24 protein-coding genes are annotated in these 24866 nt (G+C 44.2%); 20 read left to right on the top strand and 4 right to left on the bottom strand.

Annotated elements, in window-relative coordinates; translation table 11 throughout:
- The first annotated feature begins 36 nt into the window (after positions 1-36).
- Genes AR442_RS17635 through AR442_RS17615 form a run of 5 tightly spaced genes read left to right on the top strand, consistent with a single transcriptional unit; the run spans position 37 to position 5958 of the window.
- Positions 37-1044, top strand: coding sequence for a ThiF family adenylyltransferase (locus AR442_RS17635; RefSeq protein WP_017418501.1), 1008 nt, complete (start codon positions 37-39; stop codon positions 1042-1044).
- Entirely contained in the window at positions 1041-2363 is a 1323-nt protein-coding gene (locus AR442_RS17630; protein WP_014419334.1) for a periplasmic substrate-binding domain-containing protein, read from the top strand. Before AR442_RS17635 ends, AR442_RS17630 begins: the two co-directional genes overlap by 4 nt.
- Before the next feature lie 18 nt (positions 2364-2381).
- The gene (locus AR442_RS17625; RefSeq protein WP_012118887.1) at positions 2382-3572 is read left to right on the top strand and encodes an MFS transporter; all 1191 of its coding nucleotides are present in this window, start codon (positions 2382-2384) and stop codon (positions 3570-3572) included.
- 27 nt (positions 3573-3599) lie between these two features.
- A complete protein-coding gene (locus AR442_RS17620) occupies positions 3600-5225 on the top strand; it encodes an ABC-F family ATP-binding cassette domain-containing protein (protein WP_007614956.1) in 1626 nt (541 codons plus the stop codon).
- A gap of 13 nt (positions 5226-5238) precedes the next feature.
- The gene (locus AR442_RS17615; RefSeq protein WP_007407887.1) at positions 5239-5958 is read left to right on the top strand and encodes a cupin-like domain-containing protein; all 720 of its coding nucleotides are present in this window, start codon (positions 5239-5241) and stop codon (positions 5956-5958) included.
- Between the two features lie 45 nt (positions 5959-6003).
- On the opposite strand, the gene AR442_RS17610 is transcribed toward AR442_RS17615, so the two are convergent.
- Complete coding sequence (locus tag AR442_RS17610; RefSeq protein ID WP_053285281.1) at positions 6004-7419, bottom strand: sigma-54 interaction domain-containing protein; 1416 nt, start codon at positions 7417-7419, stop codon at positions 6004-6006.
- Positions 7420-7593: 174 nt separating this feature from the next.
- Here AR442_RS17610 and AR442_RS17605 point away from each other — a divergent pair, with 174 nt between their 5' ends.
- The 8 genes from AR442_RS17605 to AR442_RS17575 all read left to right on the top strand — a co-directional run bounded on the left by AR442_RS17605 (position 7594) and on the right by AR442_RS17575 (position 14424).
- Positions 7594-7881, top strand: a complete 288-nt coding sequence (locus AR442_RS17605) for an autorepressor SdpR family transcription factor (RefSeq protein WP_015240946.1) — start codon at positions 7594-7596, stop codon at positions 7879-7881.
- Positions 7878-8513: an SdpI family protein gene (locus AR442_RS17600; protein ID WP_053285282.1), complete on the top strand. Its 636-nt coding sequence runs from the start codon at positions 7878-7880 to the stop codon at positions 8511-8513. The genes AR442_RS17605 and AR442_RS17600 overlap by 4 nt, the downstream gene beginning before the upstream one ends.
- 229 nt (positions 8514-8742) lie before the next feature.
- Positions 8743-9948 carry an ornithine--oxo-acid transaminase gene (locus AR442_RS17595; protein WP_004393130.1) on the top strand — a complete coding sequence of 402 codons (1206 nt, stop codon included), beginning with the start codon at positions 8743-8745 and terminating at the stop codon, positions 9946-9948.
- A gap of 223 nt (positions 9949-10171) precedes the next feature.
- A complete protein-coding gene (locus AR442_RS17590; protein ID WP_021494640.1) occupies positions 10172-11572 on the top strand; it encodes an amino acid permease in 1401 nt (466 codons plus the stop codon).
- 73 nt (positions 11573-11645) lie between these two features.
- A complete protein-coding gene (gene rocF, locus AR442_RS17585) occupies positions 11646-12536 on the top strand; it encodes an arginase (RefSeq protein ID WP_007407883.1) in 891 nt (296 codons plus the stop codon).
- Positions 12537-12666: 130 nt separating this feature from the next.
- Positions 12667-13782, top strand: coding sequence for a response regulator aspartate phosphatase (locus AR442_RS17580; protein ID WP_053285283.1), 1116 nt, complete (start codon positions 12667-12669; stop codon positions 13780-13782).
- On the top strand, positions 13769-13903 hold the full coding sequence (locus AR442_RS21010) for a hypothetical protein (RefSeq protein ID WP_004393139.1): 135 nt from the start codon (positions 13769-13771) through the stop codon (positions 13901-13903). Before AR442_RS17580 ends, AR442_RS21010 begins: the two co-directional genes overlap by 14 nt.
- A gap of 47 nt (positions 13904-13950) precedes the next feature.
- Complete coding sequence (locus AR442_RS17575) at positions 13951-14424, top strand: GNAT family N-acetyltransferase (RefSeq protein WP_053285284.1); 474 nt, start codon at positions 13951-13953, stop codon at positions 14422-14424.
- Between the two features lie 29 nt (positions 14425-14453).
- Here the strand turns inward: AR442_RS17575 and AR442_RS17570 are convergent, their stop codons facing one another.
- Positions 14454-15434: an aldo/keto reductase gene (locus AR442_RS17570; protein WP_053285285.1), complete on the bottom strand. Its 981-nt coding sequence runs from the start codon at positions 15432-15434 to the stop codon at positions 14454-14456.
- A gap of 183 nt (positions 15435-15617) precedes the next feature.
- Here AR442_RS17570 and AR442_RS17565 point away from each other — a divergent pair, with 183 nt between their 5' ends.
- The 6 genes from AR442_RS17565 to AR442_RS20910 all read left to right on the top strand — a co-directional run bounded on the left by AR442_RS17565 (position 15618) and on the right by AR442_RS20910 (position 22288).
- Positions 15618-16367 (top strand): YiiX/YebB-like N1pC/P60 family cysteine hydrolase, encoded by a 750-nt coding sequence (locus AR442_RS17565; protein ID WP_053285369.1) that lies wholly within the window; start codon positions 15618-15620, stop codon positions 16365-16367.
- Between the two features lie 10 nt (positions 16368-16377).
- A complete protein-coding gene (locus AR442_RS17560) occupies positions 16378-17541 on the top strand; it encodes a hypothetical protein (protein ID WP_053285286.1) in 1164 nt (387 codons plus the stop codon).
- A gap of 289 nt (positions 17542-17830) precedes the next feature.
- Positions 17831-18001, top strand: coding sequence for a hypothetical protein (locus AR442_RS20690; RefSeq protein ID WP_162838274.1), 171 nt, complete (start codon positions 17831-17833; stop codon positions 17999-18001).
- 153 nt (positions 18002-18154) lie between these two features.
- Positions 18155-18325 carry a CxxH/CxxC protein gene (locus AR442_RS20155; RefSeq protein ID WP_004393147.1) on the top strand — a complete coding sequence of 57 codons (171 nt, stop codon included), beginning with the start codon at positions 18155-18157 and terminating at the stop codon, positions 18323-18325.
- Between the two features lie 80 nt (positions 18326-18405).
- The gene (gene rlmH, locus AR442_RS17550) at positions 18406-18885 is read left to right on the top strand and encodes a 23S rRNA (pseudouridine(1915)-N(3))-methyltransferase RlmH (RefSeq protein ID WP_007407874.1); all 480 of its coding nucleotides are present in this window, start codon (positions 18406-18408) and stop codon (positions 18883-18885) included.
- A 310-nt stretch (positions 18886-19195) separates the two neighbouring features.
- A complete protein-coding gene (locus AR442_RS20910; RefSeq protein ID WP_021494649.1) occupies positions 19196-22288 on the top strand; it encodes an AAA domain-containing protein in 3093 nt (1030 codons plus the stop codon).
- A gap of 419 nt (positions 22289-22707) precedes the next feature.
- Here AR442_RS20910 and AR442_RS20385 read toward each other — a convergent pair whose 3' ends face one another.
- Both AR442_RS20385 and AR442_RS17535 read right to left on the bottom strand, forming a co-directional pair.
- Positions 22708-22869, bottom strand: a complete 162-nt coding sequence (locus tag AR442_RS20385; protein WP_004393168.1) for a hypothetical protein — start codon at positions 22867-22869, stop codon at positions 22708-22710.
- A gap of 58 nt (positions 22870-22927) precedes the next feature.
- Entirely contained in the window at positions 22928-23482 is a 555-nt protein-coding gene (locus AR442_RS17535) for a hypothetical protein (RefSeq protein ID WP_014419321.1), read from the bottom strand.
- 317 nt (positions 23483-23799) lie between these two features.
- Here AR442_RS17535 and AR442_RS17525 point away from each other — a divergent pair, with 317 nt between their 5' ends.
- Positions 23800-24816 (top strand): FUSC family protein, encoded by a 1017-nt coding sequence (locus tag AR442_RS17525; protein ID WP_014419320.1) that lies wholly within the window; start codon positions 23800-23802, stop codon positions 24814-24816.
- Positions 24817-24866: the final 50 nt, after the last annotated feature.

Genomic DNA, 24866 nt, shown 5'->3' with positions numbered 1-24866 from the left:
CTCATTGGGGAGTTATTATCTTTCAGGGGGTATGTCATGATGTCAACTGACTGTAAGCGCTGGAAATTTAAAGACAGCGTGCAGGTGCTGACCTACACGGCGCATATTATCATTCAATATCGAAAGGCGATTAAGCTTGCGCATACGAGTGAGATCAAAGAGGCGGTTGAACGGCTGATCACCGGCTGTGAAAAACAAGAGCTTTCTGATCTTCTGGGAGAGGAAGCGGGAAACCAGTTTTTCGATGCGTTAATGAAATTGGATGCTTTAATAGAGCCATGGCAAAACGGCCGTGAAGGCCGCATCACTGAAAAGCAGCTGTATCATTTTGAGAAATACAACCAAAACCCCAATCTGATCCAAAAGAGATTAGACGGCAGCAGGGCAGCGATCGTGGGTCTGGGGGGCGTCGGAACGATCATTCTTCAAAATCTTTTGGCGGCGGGCATGCAGCATTTTATTCTCATTGATTTCGATGCCGTATCAGTACATAACCTGAACAGACAATTCGTCTATAATAAATCTTCTGTAGGCAAATTAAAGATCTCAGAATGCAGAGATTATATTGCGGGTATCAATCCCCATGCGGACGCAGCACTTTACCATCAGGAAATTACACAGCCGCAGGACCTGCGTGTGTTAGATCCGTACGAAATTGATATCGTCATAAATGCCGCTGACAAACCCCATAACATTTCTGAATGGGTTTACCGGTATTGTAAGGAGCGGAATATCGCGTTTATGACCGGGGGTGTCGGCAGCTTCAGCGGCCAATGGGGGCCTCTGCTCACGCCTGAATCCTATCAATCCGGCGTCACTTATGAAAAAAACATGCCGGCCGGACTTCTGAACTGTTACCCCGATGAACCGATCAAAGGTTCCTTAGGAGCGACAAACGGTATTATATCCTCGTTTATGTCTCATGACATTATCACATACCTTGCAGGCGGAAGCCCGAAATCCCTGAATACCCGCATCGGCCTGGACTTTGACGGCCTTCATATTACAGAAACGAAGCTTTCTCAAAAGGAAAGCGCTTTATGAAGACGATGCATCGTACGGCGAGAAAACCGGGCGACCCTCTGAAAATAGAAATCGACACAAGCCCGATACGCTTGAACCCATTAGATACGCAGGATTACACAAGCAAGATGATTTGCAGCATTATGTATGAAAGCCTGCAGGACGGCTATAACTGCCGGATTATCCGCAAAGATCCCCGCACCTGTCAGGTGGACATTCACCCGGACTATTTAGGTGACGCCGAGGGTGTGGTTCAAACGATCATCTATCATCTGACGAAAGAAAATCAAAGCCCCCATCTCGGCAGTTTCCTGAACATAAAACAGGCCGTTCCGTATGTAAAAGGCCTCGTCTCATCCGATCAGCTCGGGGTGAACGTAACGGGCGAAAAACGCTTTGAAGTCACCTTAGACGAGCCGTCTGATGAAATAGAATCCGTTTTGCAGAGCAGCTTTCTGATTCCGGCGACCGCCGGGGGCGATGTGCCGGAAAACGGCCCGTACCGATTCAAGCGAACGTTTGAGAAGGGGCTGGAATTTGAGCGGAATCCGCAATATAAAATGACGCCCGCGGATCACCGCACGGTTCAGACCATCCAATTTATTTTGAATGATGATCTGGAAAAAAGCATCGGGCTGTACGAAACGAATCAAACGGACGTGACCTGCCACACCCAGTTTCATCATTTAAACATGAGGTATCGGCAATATGCTGATTTTAAAGAAAATCATTTGCCGATGTTATTTACCTTCAAGGTAAAGGACGACATGCTGAGAACTTTCATTCAGCATTATTTTGATAAACAAAAGCTGGCCGGGGATTTGGGGCATATCATCACACCGACTGATTCACTGATCGGTATATGGGAAAGCGGGAGGACACCGCAGAAAGATCCGCCCCTTTTGACAAAAGAAGAACCGGTCCGAATCGTTTATGCCGATTATTATCCCAACGGAGAGATCATTGAAAGGCTGGCTGATCTGTTTCGGCGGGCCGGAGCGGACGTATCCGTCTCCCGCGTCAGTCATTTCAATGATTATTACCATATGGATAAAAGCGGGTTTGATATTGAGCTCCATTTGTTCCTGCCGGCTTACATGCATGAGCTGAGCTATATCAAATATTTCATCCGCGACATCAGCGATCCGGAGAAGAAAAAAACGATCATTGATGCCATAGGATCTGAAAAAAAGAAGGAACTTTTTGGGTTATTCGAGAATACAACTCATTATTGCCCAATTTGTTTTGGGAAAAGTCTGTATCTGCAAGATCCATGTATAGAGGGTTTTAGTGTAAAGACTGACGGGCTCCTTTCTGTTCATGATGTTAAATGCAGATAGCTGGAAAGGGGTATTCATTTGCGGAATCGAAATTTGCTTTACTTCTCCGGTTTTTTCGGAAACTTCTTTTTCGAACGGGGAATTTGGATTTTATATTTAACAAGCATGAATTATTCATTGTTTCTTGTGGGCATCCTGCAATCGGTCCTGAATTTGGCGATGTTTCTGGCGGAAGTGCCGAGCGGCGTCATCTCGGACAGAATCGGGAGAAAAAAATCGCTCTTGCTCGGCCATTTTATGGTCATTATCTATTTGGTGATGTTCCTGAGCTTCCATAACTTCATCGCCCTCTTCATCGCCCATATTATATACGGTATCGGGCTGACGTTTATATCAGGAACGGATCACGCCTTTTTGTTTGATTCACTGAAAGAACAAGGGAAAGAAAAGTGGTACGGCAAATCCATCGGAAATTATAACGGACTTGTCATACTCGGTCTTGCGATTGCCATGGGCATCGGCGGCTACTTGCAGGAAATATCATGGTCGTATGTGTTTATCGCCGGGATTGTCACTCAGCTGATTGCGATGGCGGTCATTACACAGCTGACGGAAATCAAATTTGAAAACAGTGAACACGAAACGCAGACGGTCGGTGACATCTTAAAAGAAGTCAAAGATTTCTTCAGGCTGAACAAAGCCTTTAAATATCTGGTGCTGTCACTCTCCGTTTTCTTTGCGATTACATCGGTTTTTTATATGTACGGACAAGATTTGTTAAGTCAGGAAGGGCTGTCCGTGCGCAATATATCCATTATTTTTGCGGGACTCTCCATCTTGCAGGCGCTGTGCTCCATCTTTTCTTCAAAGCCGGCGGAAAAATTCACGCCGAGGCGCGTGCTTCTGCTGACATTCTGCATCATCGGGGCGGCCTATCTGTTTATACCTTCGGGCAGTCTGTACGTGACGATTGCAGCTTTTGTCGTCATTAACGCGCTCTATGATGTGATAGAACCCGTATCCAGTCAGGTGGTGAATAATGAGATTCCGTCCAGAACGAGAGCAACGCTGCTGTCCATTATCAGTTTGATGACCTCGCTCTTCATGTTCATTGCCTTTCCGTTTATCGGATTCTTAACGGACTATTTTGATTCAGCTTTGCTGCTGACCGCAATCGGGGTATTATCCATCTTATTGTCGCTGTTTATGATGCTCAGCTTTTACAAACTGAAAGCGAGCGTCGCCATCCAGAATAAAGTCGAGCTTTGAACCAGAATGACAAAGGGATGATGTGAGTTGCTGAATATTCATAATCTTACGGTAAATTTAGCGGGAGATACCATTTTCAAACAAGTTTCTTTTTTCATCAATGAAGGCGAAAAAGTGCTCGTGGCCGGGCCGAACGGTTCCGGCAAAAGCACGCTGTTCAGGGTGCTTTCCGGAGAGCTTGAGGCAGATGAAGGAACGATTGCGATCAACAAAGGGGCGAAGGTCGGTTTGCTGAAGCAGATCGCTGATCCCCATGAGGATCTGACGTTGTATCAATATCTGGAAAAATCGTTTGAAGCTCTCGCGGCGATCCAGAAGGAAATGAAGGCCATTGAGCTGAAGCTTTCGGAACCGATGAGTGATGACGAGCTGACTGCTTTATTGGAAAAGTACAGTCAATACACGGAAACATTTGAGCGGAACAACGGCTACCAGATGCATGCGATGATTGATGAAGTATGCAATGGGCTCAGCCTCAGCGAATTAAAGGATCAGCCGTTTTCAAAGCTGAGCGGCGGCGAAAAGACAAAAGCCGGCCTTGCTGAAATTTTAATCCGCAACGACGACGTTATACTGCTGGACGAGCCGACCAACCATTTGGACGTCCATGCGATTGAGTGGCTTGAAGGGTTTATTAAAAAATCGAACAAAACCATTCTGTTTACGACCCACGATAAAACGTTTGCCGATCAAACGGCGATGAAGGTGCTCGAGATTGACGATACCGAGGTGAAGATTTGGCCTTACGGATTCAGCGAATACTTGAAAAAGCGGGAAGAATTCATCATCGCCCAGTTTGAGAAATATGAAGAACAGCAGAGAAAAATACAGAAGATGAAGGAATCCATCGCCCAGCTGAGAGATTGGGCCAACCGCTCGAATCCGCCGTCTGTCGGCCTGCACAGACGCGCGAATAATATGGAAAAGGCGCTGAAAAGGATTGAGCTGATCAATAAGCCGGTCCGGACGGAGCAAAAATTAAAAAACGCATTTCAGGAAGCGGGCGCCGGTTCAAAAGATATTGTGTTCATTGAAAACGGAAAGGTGACCAACGGATCTTCCCTTTTATATCAAAATGTGAACCTGCGCATAAAGCATAAAGACAGAATCGGCATCGTCGGCAGAAACGGCGTCGGCAAAACAACGCTGATCCGCTGCATCATCGGGGAAAGAGAACTGTCGGACGGCACCATTAAAGTGGGGGAAAATCTTAAGATAGGCTACATTGATCAAAAGAGCCACGTCGGAGATTCGAGTCAGACGATTCTGCAATTCTTTAAAGAAAATCTGCTGACTGAAGAGGGCATGGCCCGGAATATGCTGGCCAAGTACGGATTTTACGGGTCGTCGGTCTTTAAAAAACTTTCCGTCCTGTCGGGCGGTGAAAGAATCAGGCTGAAGCTGTCCATCTTAATGGAAAAAAAGCTGAATGTCCTGATCCTGGATGAGCCGACCAACCACTTGGATATTGAATCTCAGGAAATTCTCGAAAACAGCCTGATGCAGTTTCAAGGCACCATCATCTGCGTTTCTCACGACAGAAACCTGCTGGAGAAGTTCAACAAGATTTTCTGGCTTGAGAATCAAAACGTCACCATCTTTTCAGGTCCATACAGTTACGCCAAACAAAAAAAACGGCAGATTGCCGAATAAAAGGGGAATGGATATGACCATTGACAGACTGACAATCAATGAGTTATCGTACGATCTTTTTGTAAGCGAGTATGCTGATAAGAAACCTTTTATTTTGACGGGGGCAATGGATCACTGGGAATGCAGGCCGTGGACGCTTGAATACATTGATGAACACTATGGAGACAGAATGGTCACCATCCGGAAATCAGATATCGAAGGGGTCAAAACGTTTAAACAAGTAAAGCTTTCCAACTATATCGAGTACATTGATCAGAATGATGACAAATGGTACTGTGACTGGAATTTTACGCAGCTGAACCAAAATGACTTAGACCTTGTCTATTCCGCACCCGAGTATTTTACAAAAGACACATTGAGAGCGGATGAAGAAACGGGACGGGACTGGAAATGGTTCTTTCTCGGTTCTAAGCAGACAGGCACGCCGCTGCATCAGGATTTTAACAACACGCACGCGTGGAACGGCGTCATCTTCGGGGAGAAGGAATGGATCTTCTATCATCCGGACGACTCTCCGTATTTGTACGAAGGAAATATCAATGTCTTTGATGAAAAAGACATTGAGCAAAAACCGCTGGTGCAAAAGGCGTCTCCGATCCGCTTCAGACAAAAGGCGGGAGAAATCATTTACGCGCCGCGCCATTGGTGGCATCAAGTCGAGAATACGGAACATACATTGGCAGTGAGTGAGAACTTTTGGTTTACCGGAGAGCGGCTTGCCAATCAGATATAACCTGACGAAAGGCTGAGGAGCATCTCAGCCTTTTTTTGTATGGATTCATTTCATCCGGTCCAGACCGAATTTTTTCAGGCGGTATTGCAGGCTCTGTCTGCTGATTCCGAGCTCGTTTGCCGTTTTGGATATGTTATTGCCGTGTTTTCTCAGGGTTTTTTCGATCATGTATTTTTCGAAGTTTTCCATTTTGTCTTTTAAATCGGTGCCGGGCTGGGTGCTTGCGGCGGCTTTGCTTTCCGTGTCAGCGGGTTTGATTTTCATCCGGTATTGGTAAGGCAGGTGGGCCGCCGTAATCGTCGTTTCATCCGTCATAAAGTTCATGGCGCCTTCAATCATATGTTCAAGCTCGCGAATGTTGCCCGGCCAGTCATATTCCAGGAAGAATCGCTGCACATCGTCACTGATCGAATCGACATGCATTTGGAACAGGTGGTTGTTTTTCTGGATAAACACTTCGGCCAGAGGCAGAATGTCTTCCTTGCGCTCCCGGAGCGGGGGAATGATCAGCGTGACAACGCTTAAGCGGTAGTATAAATCTTTGCGCAGCCGCTCTTCTGAAATGGCGGTGATCGGGTCTTCATTCATCGTGGCGATGATGCGGACGTCAATCGGTTTGTCCTGAGCTGATCCGATGCGCCGGATTTTCTTTTCCTGCAGGGCGCGGAGCAGTTTTGCCTGCAGGCTGAGATTGAGAGAGTTGATCTCATCAAGGAGCAGGGTGCCTCCCTGCGCCTGCTCAAATAAGCCGGGCTGGTCGATGGCTCCGGTAAAGGCGCCTTTTTTCGTGCCGAATAAAATACTTTCGACCAGACTATCCGGCAGGGCGGCGCAGTTTTGTGAGATGAACGGGGCGCCTGAGCGCTGGCTGCCGTTGTGAATGCTTTGGGCGAACAGTTCCTTGCCCGTTCCCGTCTCGCCGGCCAAAAGAACGGACGATGACGTACGGGTTGCCCGTTTCGCGTTTTCGATGACTTCCCGAATGACCGGGCTGTTGCCGAGAATGCTGTCAAACGTGTAGCTGTTCTGTTCTTTCCTGTGCATGTTCTCCCTGATCAGCCGTTCGAGCTTGGTGACGTCCTTGGCGATCTCCACGGCGCCCTTGATCTCGCCGTTTTGCACAATCGGGAAGGTGTGGTTGATCGTCGTGATTTCCTGGCCTTTGTTATTAAAATAGCTTTGCTTCACGTTTTTAATCGTTTTGCCTTCTTGAAGGGCCTGAACGAGCGTGCTGTCCTGCTGATTGGAAAACATAAATACATCAGTCAGGTTTTTATGCAGGACGTCCCGTTCATCCATATCTTCAATCTGCATCATTTTCTTATTGTAAATGACGGTGCTGCCCTTCTCGTCCACCACATGCAGCCCGACATCAATCTCTTCCAGAATGCTTTGTAACACGAGTGTGTAAAATTCGCTGGTTGTGTGCAGGTCAATTCCCCCTCTCAATCGTCTTAACATTCATTATTTTAAAATAAATCGAACAGGAAACGCAAAAAAATTTTGCGCTTGAACGATATTTAAAAATAAATGGAAATTTAGTTAATAAAACCATTGAATTTTTTAGGAAAATGGTTGATATTTAGATATATACTTAAATATCTAAATCATGTACGTATGAGAGGGGGAAAGTTTTTGAATAAAGCTTTTAAAGCACTGGCCGATCCTACAAGGAGAAGAATTTTGGACTTATTAAAGAAACAAGACATGACAGCTGGTGAAATTGCGGAACACTTCGACATGTCAAAACCCAGTATTTCTCATCACCTTACCATATTGAAAAATACTGATTTGGTTCACGATGAGAGGAAAGGCCAATTTATTATGTATTCATTAAATACCACTGTATTACAGGATCTTATAGGCTGGTTCTTTTCTCTGACTGATTCAGAACATGATAATAAGAAAGGCGGGGAATCATGAAAAAATATTTCTTTTCAGCAGGAATCATAGTTTTAACTGTTTTCACATGGGCTTTCACATATTCATCTTTACCGGACAATTTGGCGACACACTGGGGATTAAACGGAAGCGCAAATGATTACACTTCTAAATTTAATGCAATGGTGATGCTTATTGGCATCATGATTATTCAATATATTTTAATGGTTATCATCCCTAAGATTGATCCTAAAAATAACTACAAAACATTTATCCGGCCATATATGGCTATATTTAATACATTGTTTGCGGTTCTGTTTGTCATTAATCTGATGACCATCTTGACCGGCCTGGGATATGATCTCCCTATATCTTATTTAGGAAACTTTATAGTGGGAGTCATTTTCATGGTGTTTGGAAACTTTATTCAGAAAGTTAAGCCTAATTACTTTTTAGGGATAAGAACGCCTTGGACGCTGAGCAGTGAAAGAGTTTGGAAGGATACACACAGGGTTAGTTCGAAAATTTTTGTCTTAGCGGGCATACTCATGATGCTTGCAGCTTTTTTGCCGCCGGTGTATAGAGTGTCAGTCATTTTCATTGCGGCAATCGGCTGTATTATATTATCTTTACTATATTCTTACATTGTATATCAGAGACAATTGAATAAATAACTGTTGAGTAGGAGCAATCTAATTGGATTGCTCCTATTTTGTCAGCGGAAAACGCAAAAAAATTTTGCGCTTGGCTGAAGTTTGCACGCAAACTGCCGGAAAATTTTGCGGGAAAAGAAAGAATGCTGGCGAAACATCCCGTTTTTTCGGATTGGCACGGAACTTGCTTTATAAAAAGGGAAAGCAAGATCTAATGTTGAATGATTACAAAACAAGGGGGAATCAGATTATGTCAGCTTTCACAAAATCTCAAGAAATTATCAGCCAAACTTCACATTACGGCGCGAACAACTATCATCCTCTGCCGATTGTTATTTCCGAGGCGCAGGGTGTTTGGGTAAAAGACCCTGAAGGTAATCAATATATGGATATGCTGAGTGCTTATTCTGCGGTGAACCAGGGGCACAGACATCCGAAGATCATTCAGGCGCTGAAGGATCAGGCGGATAAAATCACTCTGACGTCACGCGCGTTCCATAATGATCAGCTCGGTCCGTTTTATGAGAAAACAGCCAAGCTGACCGGAAAAGATATGATTCTGCCGATGAATACGGGGGCGGAAGCCGTTGAATCCGCTGTCAAAGCGGCGAGACGCTGGGCATATGAGGTCAAAGGAGTAGCGGATAACCAGGCGGAAATCATTGCGTGTATCGGCAACTTCCACGGCAGAACGATGCTTGCGGTATCCCTTTCTTCAGAAGATGAGTATAAACGCGGTTTCGGACCTATGCTTCCGGGTATAAAATTAATTCCATACGGAGACGCAGAAGCGCTGCGCCGGGCGATTACGCCGAACACAGCCGCTTTCTTATTCGAACCGATTCAGGGAGAAGCGGGCATCGTCATTCCGCCGGAAGGATTTTTACAAGAAGCGGCAGCCATTTGTAAGGAAGAAAATGTACTTCTGATCGCTGATGAAATTCAGACGGGACTCGGCCGCACAGGGAAAACATTCGCGGTTGACTGGGAAAATATCGTACCGGATATGTTCATCTTAGGCAAAGCACTCGGCGGGGGCGTCTTCCCGATTTCGTGCATCGCGGCGAACCGTGACATTCTCGGCGTGTTTAACCCGGGTTCCCACGGCTCGACATTCGGCGGAAACCCGCTCGCTTGCGCGGTATCGCTCGCATCTCTTGAAGTCCTTGAGGAAGAAGGGCTGGCAGAGCGTTCCCTTCAGCTTGGCCGTTATTTTAAAGAAGAGCTTGAGAAAATTGATAACCCGATCATAAAAGACGTGCGCGGACGCGGCCTGTTTATCGGCGTTGAACTGACAGAAGCGGCCCGCCCTTATTGTGAAAAGCTGAAAGGCGAAGGGCTTTTATGCAAAGAAACACATGATACCGTGATCCGTTTTGCACCGCCGTTAATGATTTCCAAGGAAGACTTGGACTGGGCGATCCAAAAGATCACAAACGTGCTTCAAAACGCGTAAAACCTTGATGCGGCAATGCTTTCCCTCGGCTTGTATGGAATTTACAAATAAAAAATTCAGCACACTCTATTTGCGCGGCGACAGTATTTTAGTATAATGTATCTTTATGTACGAAAATGAATTTAATATAACATTCATATACAAATAGAGGCTCTTTGGACAGCAAATCGGTTTCAAAGCACCGGCTTGGTTCCAATACAAGTTGCTGAAGGGGTGCAGAATAGTGAATACAAATCAAAAAGAGAATCAGCTTCAGCGCACAATGAAATCACGCCATTTGTTTATGATTTCATTAGGCGGAGTGATCGGCACCGGGTTTTTCCTGAGTACCGGATTTACAATTAACCAGGCGGGACCGCTGGGCGCGGTTCTGTCTTATCTGGTCGGCGGCTTTATTATGTTTTTGACCATGCTCTGCTTAGGCGAGCTTGCGGTTGCCCTTCCCGTATCAGGGTCGTTTCAGACGTACGCAACCAAATTCATCAGCCCCGCTTTCGGTTTCGCATTCGGCTGGCTGTACTGGCTCGGCTGGGCGGTGACATGCGCCATTGAGTTTTTATCTGCGGGACAATTGATGCTCCGCTGGTTTCCGCATGTTCCCGTGTGGGTGTGGTGCCTCGTGTTTGTCGGACTGATGTTTCTTTTGAACGCCATTACCACAAAAGCGTTCGCTGAGTCGGAATTTTGGTTTTCCGGCATTAAAATTGTAGTCATTCTGCTGTTTATTATTTTGGGCGGCGCCGCCATGTTCGGCCTGATTGACATGAAACACGGCGAGCAGGCTCCTTTCTTCTCTCATTTTTATGAGGATGGATTGTTTCCGAACGGCATTAAGGCTATGCTTATTACGATGATTACCGTAAACTTCGCGTTCCAGGGAACGGAGCTGATCGGGGTTGCCGCGGGAGAAAGTGAAAATCCCGAGAAAACGATTCCGCGCTCTATCCGGCAGACGGTATGGAGAACGCTTGTCTTTTTCGTTCTCTCCATTATCGTCATTGCCGGCATGATTCCGTGGAAGCAGGCGGGAGTGGTCGAAAGCCCGTTTGTCGTGGTGTTTGAACAAATCGGTATTCCATATGCCGCCGATATTATGAACTTTGTTATCTTAATTGCGCTGCTCTCAGTGGCCAACTCAGGCCTGTTTGCATCGACGCGTATCTTATATGCCATGGCGAACGAAGGACAAGCCTTTAAATCGCTCGGCAAAACAAATAAACGCGGGGTGCCGATGAACGCTCTGATCGTGACGCTGGCCGTCGCCTGCCTGTCACTGCTGTCTAAAGTGGCAGCGCCGGAAACCGTTTATATGTTTCTCTTATCATTAGCCGGACTAAGCGCGCAGGTCGGCTGGATTACGATTTCCCTGTCACAGCTGATGTTCAGACGGAAATACATCCGCGAAGGCGGCAAAGTGGAAGACCTGAAGTTTAAAACACCGCTGTACCCGGTGCTGCCTATTATCGGGCTGACGTTAAACACGGTCGTTCTGATCAGCCTCGCATTTGATTCAGAACAGCGGCTCGCCCTTTATTGCGGCATCCCGTTCATGGCGGTGTGCGTTATCGTCTATCATCTGTATGTAAAAAAGCATAAGCAGTCAGAAAAACAGATAGAGCTTTAAATCTTTTCGTGTCCAAGTCATCTTTGAGAAACCCGCACAGGACAACATACAACATGTTGAGGTGGAAAAACGGATGAACAAGAATATCTCAGTTATTGGAATGCCGATGGATTTAGGACAAGCACGACGCGGAGTGGACATGGGCCCGAGCGCCATCCGCTACGCGCATCTCATTGAACGGTTATCTGACATGGGGTATGCGGTGGAAGACTTAGGCGACATCCCCGTCAATCGTGAAAAACTCAAAAATGATGAAGAGCTGAAAAATCTGAACTCTGTGCTCTCGGGGAACGAGCAGCTCGCCCAAAAGGTGGACAGCGTCATTGAGAATGAGCGGTTCCCTCTCGTCCTGGGCGGCGATCACAGCATCGCGATCGGAACGCTGACAGGAACGGCAAAGCACTATAAACAGCTCGGCGTCATCTGGTACGACGCACACGGCGACTTAAACACCCTGGAAACATCGCCGTCAGGGAATATTCACGGAATGCCGCTGGCCGTCAGCCTTGGCGTCGGGCACGACACATTGGTGAACCTGGGCGGCTATGCCCCGAAAATCAAGCCGGAGAACGTCGTCATCATCGGCGCGAGATCGCTTGATGAAGGCGAGCGTGAATACATTAAGGAAACAGGCATGAAGGTCTATACGATGCATGAGATTGACCGCCTCGGCATGACAAAGGTCATTGAAGAAACCATTGACTACCTGTCAGACTGTGACGGCGTTCACCTCAGCCTTGACCTCGACGGCCTTGATCCGAGCGACGCACCCGGCGTAGGCACGCCTGTCGTCGGCGGCATCAGCTACCGTGAAAGCCACTTGGCAATGGAAATGCTGTATGATGCCGACATCATTACTTCAGCTGAATTTGTCGAAGTCAACCCGATCCTCGATCACAAAAACAAAACCGGCAAAACAGCGGTCGAGCTGGTAGAATCTTTGTTGGGAAAAAAACTATTATAAAATATGAGCCTCCGCACCTGCGGGGGTTTTTTTGTTGCCATGAGGAAACTAGAGGGCTTTCACCCTCTTTTCGGAACTGTAAATATGATATATTTATTACACAAAATGGGAAAGGGAGGTGTCCTGACAGATGGCTGAGGTGATGGCCCACGAAACAGTTGCGAAAAAAATCAGTGACTGGTATGAGGAAATCAAAAAGCACAACACCGAATCGGCTGAGGCGTTAAGAGAACAACTGCTTACGGATCTGCAAAATATGACACAAAATCAAACGGTGCTCCTTTATTTTAATTTAATTGATTCCCGCTATAAGCTTTTGATGGAAGAGTATGAGAAAACAGACGGCATTTTAAAAACGATCCAGCTGAACGCCGATAAAGAAAAAACAGACCAGATGATTCAATACTATTATTATTTCTTTTCCGGAATGCACGAGTTTTACCGTAAACGGTTTATGAACGCAATAAATTTTTACCGGATTGCTGAAAGCAGGCTCCGGCACATACCGAATGAGATTGAAAGAGCCGAGTTTAATTATCAAGTGGCGATTGCCTACTATGAAATCCGCCAAAACTACTTTGCAATGAACCACGCGGAAAAAGCGTTGGAGATCTACAAAGCCAATGAAATGTACGCGGTCAGAGAAGCACAGTGTTTCATGGTGATCGGCTGTAACAGAATGGACTTGTTTCACTACCAGAAAGCCGAAGAGCTCCTGCAGACGGCGGTTCATCAAGCCGCCAAAGCGGGCGATCCGCATATTGAGGCGCTCGCCCACTTTAACGCAGGCATTTGCTATGAAAGACAGGAAAAGCTTGAGGAGGCGCGGGTCGAGTTTGAAACGGCTCTCGATCAAAAGGAGCATTTGCAATCAGCATATTCGGTGCGGAGTCTGTACATGCTGGCCAGAGTGTTATTGAAACAGGAACAGATGGATGAGGGCCGGTTTTGGCTGCATAAAGCGCTGAATGCCGCTGAAGAAAAAAACGAGCCCGTATACACCCAAAAGCTGCGCATCTTACAGCATGTCTTTATTGACCAGAGTGAAGAATCGCTTGAATCAGCTTTCGCCGAGTTAAGAAGGAAAGAGCTGTGGAGTGACGTTTCCGATTTGTCGTATCAAGCCGCGGCGCATTTTAAAAAACAGGAGAATTACAAACTGGCGGCGAAGTATTTTCAGGAATCAATTGATGCCAATGACCAAATTTTGAGATTAACGGAGGGGATTCGTAATGAAAACATGTAAATTCATTGTACTCTCAGCAGCCTTGGCAAGTCTCATTTCGATTGGATTATTTGCACAAACTGGTTCAACGGCACAAGCCGACCAAATCATAAAACCGGCGGAAAACGGAGCCTTCGGATAATACTGCATGATACCGCTTTCGGTCCGTGTTTTGTAAGGAGTGATTCAATGGCTATCACGCTGCAGCCGATGACAGGACAAGAATTTCAGTCCTATCTCGCCCATTCAACCAAGCATTACGCTGAAGAAAAGGTAAAAGCGGGAACATGGCTGCCTGACGAAGCGCCGGAGTTAGCGGAGCTGGCGTTTGAAGACCTGCTTCCTGACGGCTTGGAGACGGCCGATCACTATTTATGGACGCTGACATTGGACGGAAAGGAAAATGCGGGCTGGCTGTGGTTGCACGCCGATCCGGACCACCCGCAGCAGGACGCGTTTATTTATGATTTCGGCCTTCATCCGCCTTTCCGCGGCAAAGGCTATGCGAAAGAGGCGCTCGCAAGCCTGGAGGACAAAGCCAAAGACCTGGGTGTCCGCAAGATTTCTCTCCATGTGTTCGCTCATAACGAAACGGCGCGGAAGCTGTATGAGAAGACGGGATTTCTGGAGACGGATGTCATCATGAGCAAAAAGCTGTCATGAAAAGGGGCCCGCACGCTGGGCCTCTTTTGTTATTCATCTAACAATGTCATCATGTGTTCCGGATAACGCTCGCCGGCCGCGGTGCCGATCGGAAACATCTCATCCAATCGTGCCTTCACATCCTCGGGAAGCACAATGTCGAGAGCGGCGAGGTTCTCTTCCATGTAGTGTTTCTTTTTTGTGCCCGGGATCGGAATGAGATCATCGCCGTTTGCGAGAACCCATGCGAGCGCAAGCTGAGGCGCGGTAATATTCATTTCCCGGGCAATGGCGGTAAGTTTTTGGACGAGCCCTATATTCACCGCCAAATTGTCTCCCTGGAATCTCGGCGTTCTTCTTCTGTAATCATCGGCATCCAGCTGATCGGTCGACGTCATCTTTCCGGAAAGAAAACCTCTGCCGAGCGGACTGTAAGGCACAAAAGAGATGCCGAGCTCACGGCAGGCGGGCAGCACATGCTCCTCCGCTTCCCTGCTCCATAAAGAATATTCCGATTGAAGCGCGGCAATCGGGTGAATGCGGACGGCGCGCCTGATCGTTTCTGCGGAAGCCTCTGACAATCCGATAAACCTCACCTTTCCTTCGTCTATCAGCTCCTTCATGGCGCCGACAGTTTCTTCAATCGGCACCCGCGGATCAACCCGGTGCAGATAATAAAGGTCGATATAATCCGTCCCGAGACGTTTCAGACTGGCGTCACACGCTTTTTTCACATAATCGGGCCGTCCGTTAATTTCGATAAACTCACCCTTTTCACTTCGGACATAACCGAATTTCGTCGCGAGGCACAGCTCCTTTCTGAATGGGGCGAGCGCTCTGCCGACAAGTTCTTCATTCGCACCCAATCCGTACTGATCAGCCGTATCAAACAAATTCACGCCGAGATGAACGGCATGATGCAGTGTGGAAATCGACTCTTCCTCACTCTGGCTGCCATAGTATTCCGACATGCCCATGCACCCTAACCCCATTGCGGAAACCCGCATCGAACCGATCGTTCTGTCCTTCATATGTCCTCCCCCTTTCTTGTATGATAACCGGATTTCCTTATATTTGAAAATGTTTTATGCATAAGATTTACATATTGTTATAAAATTTTTAAAAATCTGTAAATTGTATATTTTTTTATCGCAATTCCGTCATATAATACAAATGTGGAAAAATTATACTCAAAGAAAAGAGGCGAAGTCATGATGTGTAAAAAGCTGTTCAAAGCCGTCCTCCCGTTTGCCCTGTCATTCACCATGGTTCTGTCGTTCTCCGGTATGAATGTAAAAGCGAAAGAAACAGAAACAGCCCGCTACGCAAAAGAAATCGCAGAGCTTCAGCAGGGCACGACTCCTCAAGACGTTCTCCAATCCGCCAAAGAGCTTGCCAAACAGAAGCACGTTTCAACAGAAGCAATTCTCAAGCAGTTTCATCAAGAAATCACGGCAGACAAGGTGCAAGGAAATGTAATCGCTTCCAAAGAAGAGATCTCTGCGATGGGCGGATCGTCAGGAACCAAAAAACTTCCGAAAAGCACAAAAGGCAATATTTATTACACGAACTCATACACGGCTTATTACAACCACGGGCATGTCGGCATGTATTCATCCGCTGATAAAATTGTCGAATCCGTGCCGGGAGACGGCGTCCGCCAGATTGCTTATAACGGCAGAGAAGTCGAAGACAATTCAATCGTCCAGACCGTAAAAGTCACCGACGCCCAAAAACAAGCCGCCGCTGACTGGGCTGTATCAAGAGTCGGTGATGAGTACTCCTTCAACTTCGTCAATAACAGAAATACGGGCCATGAAGGCGCCAAAAACTGCTCAAAACTGCTGTGGTCGGCATTCCTTTTAAAAGCGGGGATTGATATCGACTCTAACGGCGGCTTAGGCGTATATCCGCGCGACATCACAAGCTCGTCCTACACAACCACGATTCTGACCATTCACTAAGGAGAACAATGTGAAAAAAATCATCTGGATTCCCTTAGTGATCATCGCCGCCGCAGCGGTCTTATGCTTCTTCTATTTCCGCACGGAAGATCCTGCGGAGGTTGCGAGAGACACATTAAATGACCCTGATTTTCTGAAAGATAAAGAGGCGCTGCTGTATTTCTCCACTGCGGCTGACCAAGACACGTTCGGCGGCGGAAAAAGCTACGCCCTCTTCGCCGATGAAAAAGGACGGCTTTCTTCTTATCACATGAAGGGGCTTGAGCTCGGATCGGCCAAAGTGCATGACAGCAGCGTGCTGCTGGAGGACAAAAAAGGAATCTACACCGTTCAGGGCGGCCTTCACACGTATAAAAGAGCGTACCAGCATACGGGAGACAGTGCGGGATATATCGAACGGGCGAAAGGCTTTTACACGCTGTATAATTCGGGCTACGACAAGAGCGGCGGCAGCTATCGCTCAGAGCTGTACCGCCAGATTGACGGCAAGTGGAAGCAAGACGTCATCCCGCACTATATCCGCGCTTCAGGCTTTTTTAAAGATCATCTTTTCGCACTTACGCCGACAGATGACGAAAAAGGCTATCACGTCCAAGACATTCAGGCCGATAAAGAAAAGCTCCATACAACATCAATCGCGACGTGGACGTATAAAGAAGGCACGTCTGTCGAATCCCAGCTCGCCGCGGACGACAGCGCCGTCTGCTTTGTCACCAGAGGGGAAAAAGCAGATCACATCTATCAAATGGTGAAAGTCATGAAAAACAGCGGCGCCATCAAAACATATGACATCGCCGCTTATAAAAATGACGAACAGACGATCTATGACTCCATGCCGTTCAGCTTCAAAAAAAGCTTTTTCATGGAGCGGCGCAGCTTCTATTTCGTTGACGGCTTCGGAACCGTCTACCGCATCAACCCTGAGACCGGAAAAAGCAAAAAAGCCTTCAAGCTCCCCGCATCCCGAATGAAGGCCGACTTCAAGGAGCTGACTCATCAAAACGGAAAGCTGTATCTGTTTACGTACAGCTACAAAAAGCCCGCCAAAATCGAATCTTTCGACCTGAAAACGGGCAAAAAGCTGAACGACCTGACCATCCCAAACTTAAAAAACATCGTCACGCCGAAAAGCCATCTCAAGCTGTATGATGTGCAGGTGATGGGTGGGTTTTGAAGAGTATAAACATTTCGGAAGAGCTTGCCGCTTTTGGTAAGCTTTTTATAATGAAACGTTACTGCAAGAAAGAAGGTGTTCATTTGAAATCATTCAGTATCTTCTTATTGTTGTCCGTCATTTGTATAACCATTGTTTTTGTCATAATGAATATGTTGATTGGATACCCTGATGTGAGTAACGGGGCATTGATTATGATTGTATATATCGTTGTGACCCTCATGATCAGGCTATATAACAAGAAAAAAGCCGACCGAACATAGAGATAGAGGAATTTAGGAGGGAGCCGATGAAGAAAAAGCTTGCCGCGGTGACCGTAACCATTCTCCTGGTTTCCGTGATAACCAACTCTTTTTTAAACGGCGGAAAGCTGGACTGGATAGATGTATGCTCTACACTGCTGGCGTGTCTATTAGGAATTCTGTTCGTCCTTCGCTTAGAAAAAAGAGAAAACACGTAAAGAGCCGGATGCTAAAAACGCCGGCTCTTTTTGCGCGTGATTTGCCGAATTGTGGATAAAACTCAGCCCGAAGCACTACTAACATGTGTATAAATAGGTTATATTGAAAAGAGAACAATTGCCGTGTGCAAAAGAAAATCGGAGGATGTAACAATGAAAACCGCTTATTATTCTTGTGAAGAACATATCGAAACCGTGCTGGACATGTACATAGATGATCATGAGCTTCCGCCCGAAATCAGAAAAATCGAACATACTAACAGTTTATCCACAGCCTGTGAATTATGTGGGGACACTGCAACATATCTAGTAGGGAACGAATGATCCTACACAAAATACAGAAAAGATATCCACAATTGTGGACAATATATATGAATAACTTGTTTCTAAAGTGGGGATGACCTGTGAATATCAATATCGTGACAATTGGAAAACTAAAAGAAAAATACCTCAAGCAAGGCATTGAAGAATACAAAAAACGACTCTCAGCCTACGCAAAAATCGACATCATCGAACTCCCGGACGAAAAAGCACCGGAAAACCTGAGCGACCAAGACATGAAAATTGTCAAAGACAAAGAAGGCGAACGCATCCTGGCCAAAATCAGCCCGGACACCCACGTCATCGCCCTCGCCATCGAAGGAAAAATGAAAACATCCGAAGAACTGGCCGATACAATAGATAAGCTGGCGACATATGGAAAAAGTAAAATCACCTTCGTCATCGGCGGCTCACTCGGATTGAGTGACGCAGTGATGAAGCGAGCGGATGAAAAGTTGTCTTTCTCGAAAATGACGTTTCCTCATCAGCTGATGAGGTTGATTTTAGTAGAGCAGATTTATCGGGCGTTTCGGATTAATCGTGGTGAGCCTTATCATAAGTGAGTGAGGTTTTACAATTGATAAAAGAAAAACAAATTTAAGTCGAGCCTTTTGATACAAATTAAGCTAAGAAACATTTTCTTTATCATAGTAAATTTTTTCTTGGATAAAGAATGTTGTGAAAATATTAAAAATGTAAAATATTGATATAAAGTTGATGAACTAGTTCAGCCTCATTAAATCCAAACATTATCATTTGTTAAAAAGCTTCTAGTAAATCTAATTTTGTCTATGAGAAACTCTCGATTATTTAAATACACAAATGCAACTTATAATTCAAGTTTTCTATATATGGATGATGATGGGGGATAGTATGAACGGAAGGAAAGACATTTTAAATGCTTGGATTACGATAGAACAACTATCAGAAGGTTCTATTAATAAAAAAGATAAAGCTCTAAAGCCTTTATATACAGTGGAGAAGGACTGGAATAAGTTTTTTTTAGACTTTTTAACTAAACAAAAAGAACAGCAAAATGTATCAGATAAGTTCTTTAAGAAGTCGGGCTTAGTATTATATTTTGATATATTCAATTTTCAAGAGATTGTTGACATATTGAGGGAGAAATATAAGATCGCCAAGACCTGCGAAGAAGTTAGTAACTCTGACAAATTTACCTTCTCTTTATATTTTGATAACCAATTAAATTTCATAGCAGACAAATTGTTCTATACGATGAGCGGTTATATCCGCCGACATGGCGATTTACCGAAAGATATTTTAAAAGTTGAAAACTCATTTAGAGAAGACTTGAACAGAAAATTTGATGAGGATTTTAATACCGCATTTTCTGAACTCTTACAAAATTATAATGTTACTACAGAAAATTTCCGCTATGCATTTATGAAAAACTTGGATAATGGAGATGTGAATCTACATTCGTTTTTTATTGGAGATCTGAACAAGGCAAAGACAATCACTAATAAAAATTTGGATAGATATTTTAATGGCTTTTCTGGATACAGAAAAAATTTAGATGGTAAAAAAGAATCAACTCATTTTAATTCACATGTTTTCGAGATGATTTTGCAACCTAAATTTTATCCGTTGGGACGTTTCCCCAGTAATCCTAAGTTTGCGCTTTCATTCATGCAACAGGTTGCGGTAAATCTTGCTTTAAATGATGAAAATGATATTCGTAGTGTCAATGGACCGCCAGGAACAGGGAAAACAACACTGTTAAAAGATATTTTCGCTGATTTAGTAGTGCAACAGGCAGCGGAAATTTTACAGCTGTCTGATAAAAATATTCAAGGTAGTCTAGTTTATTGGCAGAGTGCCAAACTTGGTGTTTTACCGGATTCCATTTCAGATAAGAATATTATTGTAGCAAGTTCAAACAATGGGGCAGTCCAAAATATTGTTAAGGAGTTACCAAAGAAAGAAAAGATTGCTGACGATTTTCAAAAGCAACTAGAGGAAGCAAATTATTTTAAAGATGTTTCTAATTCTAAATTAACTGGTGAAGGTTTCGGAAAGAATCGCAAGATAAAAAGTGAGCTTTTAAATGAGGATAATTGGGGTACATTTTCGTTGGAAGGCGGAGCGTCAACAAACATTAACAAGTTACTTTTAACCATTGAAGTAATTGAAAAAGATTTAGAAGAAAATTATCAAGCGAATACAGATGTAAGTGTATATCAAGAATTCGCGTGTCTCTATGATGAATTAAAAACTGAAAGAGAAAAAATTCAGGAATATAGCAAGAAAATGTATTCTCTTCAAAAATTTAAAACCAAGCATAAGGAGCAAACCATTGCTTTTGAACAAGAAGTAACAGAGAAACGAGCAAATTTGATTTCACAGGAGGAAGAAGCGCAGCGTGAACTTGAAAGGCTGAGACAAGAAAGCGTAAATCTCCAAAAAAAGTTATCGGATTGTTCCATTGAAATCAAAAATTTGAATGATTTACAAGCTCAAGCTGAACGGAATTATGATGTAGTTACTTCACAAAAGCCAAGTTTTTTATGGTTCCAGAAAATATTTAATAAATCAAAAGTTGAGCAGTATTTCAAAAATCTCAATAATACGAATGCTCATTTAAATCATCTTTCTCAACAAAAGACTATATTGTTGAATGAGCGCATGAAATTCGAAAATGAACTAAAGGTAAATTCCGTTAAAATTGAATATACTCGGCAACAAATTCAGGACACAAAAGCTGATTTCGAACAATGGATGACTACTCAACAAAATGATTTGCAGAAATTGGAACAAGAAATTGCGTTATTAGAAAAACTCAAATTTCAAAGTGGAATAGAAGAACTAGATTTCTCACTATCATATGATGAACTTCAAAAGTCTAATCCATGGTTTACCAAGCGCTTTCGTATTTTACAATCAGAATTATTCATTTCAGCCTTAAAGGTTAGAAAGCAATTCCTGTATGAAAACAGAAAGAATTTGAGAGCGGCAAGAATTATTTGGAATAAACAGTCCGAATACATTGGAAAAGAGAATGGACATCAGTTAATTTCAGAATCATGGCAATGGTTGAATTTTGCTATCCCTGTTGTCAGTACTACTTTTGCTAGTTTTGGTAGAATGTTTAAAAACCTTAATGAAAATTCAATAGGTAACCTATTCATAGATGAGGCAGGCCAAGCACTACCGCAGGCAAGTGTTGGCGCAATTTTTAGAAGTAAAAAGGTTATGGTGGTTGGGGATCCATCACAAATAAAACCAGTGTTGACGTTAGATTCAAATGTCCTGACATTGATTGGAAGGTATTATAAAGTTGATGAAAAGTTTGTCTCTGCTGATGCTTCTACTCAAACGATTGTGGATGCTGCAAGTCAGTATGGTTTCCAAAAAAATGAGGATGAATGGATTGGCATACCACTTTGGGTGCACAGACGTTCAAACTATCCGATGTTTACGATTTCAAATGAAATCTCGTATGATGGGTTGATGGTACAAGGTAAATCAGAAGATGAGTCACAAGGAAAATCACAATGGTATGATTCAACCGGAAAAGCAAATGACAAATTTGTTAAAGAACAAGCTGACTTACTGAAAAGTCTGATTGATAAGCGTTTGCAGGAAAATCCAGACTTAGCGGAAGAAATCTATGTTATATCTCCATTTAGAAATGTGGCTTATAAACTTGCACAAGTTTTAGATGAAATTAACTTTACGAAACGCGAAAATGGGAAAAAAACAAACATCGGAACTGTCCATACTTTTCAAGGAAAAGAAGCAAAAATTGTCTATTTTGTTCTTGGAGCGGACACTAATAGCAGTGGGGCAGCAAGATGGGCTGTTTCTGATCCAAATATGATGAATGTTGCAGCTACACGAGCTAAAGAAGAATTTTATGTTATTGGCGATAAGAAATTGTATGCCTCACTTGGGAGTGAAGTGGCAAATAAAACGATTTCGATTATTGAAGACTATAACAGGTAATCAGCGTTAGTATTCCCGTGGAATGTAACTGGCCTAAAGTCCTTAAAATACCCTTTTTATAGTGATATAGAAAAGTTCGGAGAAAAGTATTCTAGTCATCTGCCAAATTAAAATGAAATGGAAATATCATTTCTAATACTAACCAAGAATATAATAAACTCTATTGTTGAACCGCTTTAAATCATAAAGGTAAACATACACTTTTAATAATCGTGAATCCGATTATTACTGTATTGCTGTTTAAGATTCATTTTAAGATTATTTTCTCGGTTAAACTAAACTTCCGCTCAAACATAATGTTCAAAACCTAAGCTTCCTTTACCTGCTCTCAAGGTACAATAGAGAATAATAGCCTGTTTTCTGCTTATACAATTCATTAAGATATGGATTTATTTTCTACACATGGTAAAAGAAGCAACCTACTGTTGCTTCTCTTTCACCATCTTAATAAAGAGAAAGAAGACAATGAATACAATAAAATAATTCAATGGATTCTTAACGATGCTTATCTCCAGTGAAATCTGTAAGAGTATCCAGAGAATGAAGATGGCTAGTATTGAAGGAATGATGATTTTGTACATGTCGACCACCTTCCATAGTTAGTAAAAGAAAGGGGCGCGGGCCCCTTTTTCTTTATGGTTAAAAGCAAGATGCAGCAGCTCCTGTCATTGCACCGCCAACAGCACCGGTAATGGCTCCGACGGCACCCGCTCCTACTGTTCCGATGCCGGGTATTGTGACTGTTCCTACAGCAGCTCCTGCAAGACCCAGTGTGCCGCCGCCAGTTACCGCACCGCCGCCAGTACCTAGAATACATTTCCCAACTGATTGGGTGCTGATTGACCCGCTCGTTTTTCCAGCGTCTTTGTTTACGACTTTGACTAAAACGCCATTTTTGATTTTTTCATATTTCAGTGTAACGGGGTCACCATTTTTGTCAGTAGAGCTTTTCGGAAGAGCCTGCTCCTCGCCCGTTATGTTGTCTTTTAGGGTTGCATTGCCTTTAGCGTCAATATGAACATCTGCATGATTGAACGTCATCTTCAGCTCACTGTCGTTGAGGTTCTCAACTTTGTATGTAGCTTGGGATGCTGCGGCAGCCGCAGCATGGGGTAAAACCGGGAGGGCAAAGGCACCTACTAGGAATACCAAGGCTGCCAGTTTCACTGCGGTTAGCTTCATTTTGCTTTGCATAATTGATCCTCCTCCTTTGGTTGCCATACTAACAAAGGCATTCTGCTTCTTAAACCCTTAACATATAAAATGATAAAAAATTCACCCAATTTCATCACATTAACCAACACGGTTTGTATGTTTCCCTTCGAAAGGCATAGGGGGACAGGCTTCATATCTGGGGCGAAGCTATCAAGAAAGGTGAAGCACCTGCAAAGAGTAGTAAATAATGTATCATTTGCTAACGTTCTCCCATCTTCCGCTTTTTCCATACGACAGTATAAATCCCTTTGCGTCACGGAAACCTAGTGGAAAAGGTTTCTGAAAGGAGGGGGTGTATGGTGAAAAGTGAAAAAATTCAAAACAAAACATCTTTGGTTTGGAAGATGGCGATTGCATCTGCTGTTTCTTGGGAAGCGGCAAAACTGGCGGGCTCTGATCATCCCTATTTAGCGCCTCTATCTGTTATCTTATGTTTGCAGCCAACGATAGATCAGTCGATTCGCTTTTCTTTTCATCGTATTGCGGGAACTGCGATTGGGATCATGCTAACGTCCTATCTTGTCAGTCACTTGCCAATGAATGGCTGGATGCTGGGGCTGTTCCTATTAGGCGGTACTTACATTGCGAAGTGGTTACGAATAGATGTAACGGTTTTACATCAGGCAGCGCTCACCATTTTGTTGGTCTTTACGTTTGAACGGAACTCTAAAGATTATGCATTCGACCGAATCATCGATACGGTGATCGGCGTCATCATCGCCATTCTGGTTCACATGTTCCTTTTTCCGCCGGACTACACAAAAAAGGCAGCGGACTCTTTTCAAACATTGGCTCGTCAGCTTTCCGGCACACTTTCAGACCTCTCCAAATGGGTGCAATCAGAGTGGGGACAAGGAAAAGGGAACCTTATGGAATATAAAATGAACCATCTTCTGCGGGAGCTGCATACGGCAAAAGAGATGCTGCAAACAGCCTCTGACAGCTTAAAATTCAACCCCGTCAGAAAAAAACATAAAATCATCATTTCAAGCTATCAAATAGAGATGCAAAAGTTGAACGCCGGATTTGAGTATCTATCAAATATAGTGAAAACGTTAAAAGAATGGGAAAAAGAAGGAGCTTTATCTTCAAGTGACAAAAGGGAGCTGGGGAATGATTTACAAGTGTTAAGTGAATACTTTGCGGGTTTTAAAGGCATACAGCATGGTGAAACAGACAATTGGAAACAGAAGGAACAGGTCATGTTATTGGAATCTCTCCGTTCCGACATGCTGTCGCACCCGCCGCCCGGTCATAAGGTCTATAAAGACTCTTTTTTTTTAGAAACGAAGAAATTGCTGAAGCGTTTGTAATGTTTTCCGGAAATAAAGAATACGGATATAAAGATGCAGATATGATCAGG

The sequence above is a fragment of the Bacillus velezensis genome, assembly GCF_001461825.1.
Classification (GTDB): domain Bacteria; phylum Bacillota; class Bacilli; order Bacillales; family Bacillaceae; genus Bacillus; species Bacillus velezensis.
Note: the sequence above shows the minus strand (reverse complement) of the source record. Positions and strands in the feature narration are given on the sequence as shown.

Bases quoted from the DNA above. Each gene is read 5' to 3' on its own strand.
- AR442_RS20385 (WP_004393168.1), bottom strand. From the start codon at position 22,869: ATGTACAAAATCATCATTCCTTCAATACTAGCCATCTTCATTCTCTGG.
- AR442_RS17630 (WP_014419334.1), top strand. From the start codon at position 1,041: ATGAAGACGATGCATCGTACGGCGAGAAAACCGGGCGACCCTCTGAAA.
- AR442_RS21010 (WP_004393139.1), top strand. From the start codon at position 13,769: ATGAAAACATGTAAATTCATTGTACTCTCAGCAGCCTTGGCAAGTCTC.
- AR442_RS17575 (WP_053285284.1), top strand. From the start codon at position 13,951: ATGGCTATCACGCTGCAGCCGATGACAGGACAAGAATTTCAGTCCTAT.
- AR442_RS17565 (WP_053285369.1), top strand. From the start codon at position 15,618: ATGTGTAAAAAGCTGTTCAAAGCCGTCCTCCCGTTTGCCCTGTCATTC.
- AR442_RS17580 (WP_053285283.1), top strand. From the start codon at position 12,667: ATGGCTGAGGTGATGGCCCACGAAACAGTTGCGAAAAAAATCAGTGAC.
- AR442_RS17570 (WP_053285285.1), bottom strand. From the start codon at position 15,434: ATGAAGGACAGAACGATCGGTTCGATGCGGGTTTCCGCAATGGGGTTA.
- AR442_RS20155 (WP_004393147.1), top strand. From the start codon at position 18,155: ATGAAAACCGCTTATTATTCTTGTGAAGAACATATCGAAACCGTGCTG.
- AR442_RS17615 (WP_007407887.1), top strand. From the start codon at position 5,239: ATGACCATTGACAGACTGACAATCAATGAGTTATCGTACGATCTTTTT.
- AR442_RS17595 (WP_004393130.1), top strand. From the start codon at position 8,743: ATGTCAGCTTTCACAAAATCTCAAGAAATTATCAGCCAAACTTCACAT.
- AR442_RS17635 (WP_017418501.1), top strand. From the start codon at position 37: ATGATGTCAACTGACTGTAAGCGCTGGAAATTTAAAGACAGCGTGCAG.
- AR442_RS17525 (WP_014419320.1), top strand. From the start codon at position 23,800: ATGGTGAAAAGTGAAAAAATTCAAAACAAAACATCTTTGGTTTGGAAG.
- AR442_RS17600 (WP_053285282.1), top strand. From the start codon at position 7,878: ATGAAAAAATATTTCTTTTCAGCAGGAATCATAGTTTTAACTGTTTTC.
- AR442_RS20690 (WP_162838274.1), top strand. From the start codon at position 17,831: ATGAAGAAAAAGCTTGCCGCGGTGACCGTAACCATTCTCCTGGTTTCC.
- AR442_RS17535 (WP_014419321.1), bottom strand. From the start codon at position 23,482: ATGCAAAGCAAAATGAAGCTAACCGCAGTGAAACTGGCAGCCTTGGTA.
- AR442_RS17610 (WP_053285281.1), bottom strand. From the start codon at position 7,419: ATGTTAAGACGATTGAGAGGGGGAATTGACCTGCACACAACCAGCGAA.
- AR442_RS20910 (WP_021494649.1), top strand. From the start codon at position 19,196: ATGAACGGAAGGAAAGACATTTTAAATGCTTGGATTACGATAGAACAA.
- rocF (WP_007407883.1), top strand. From the start codon at position 11,646: ATGAACAAGAATATCTCAGTTATTGGAATGCCGATGGATTTAGGACAA.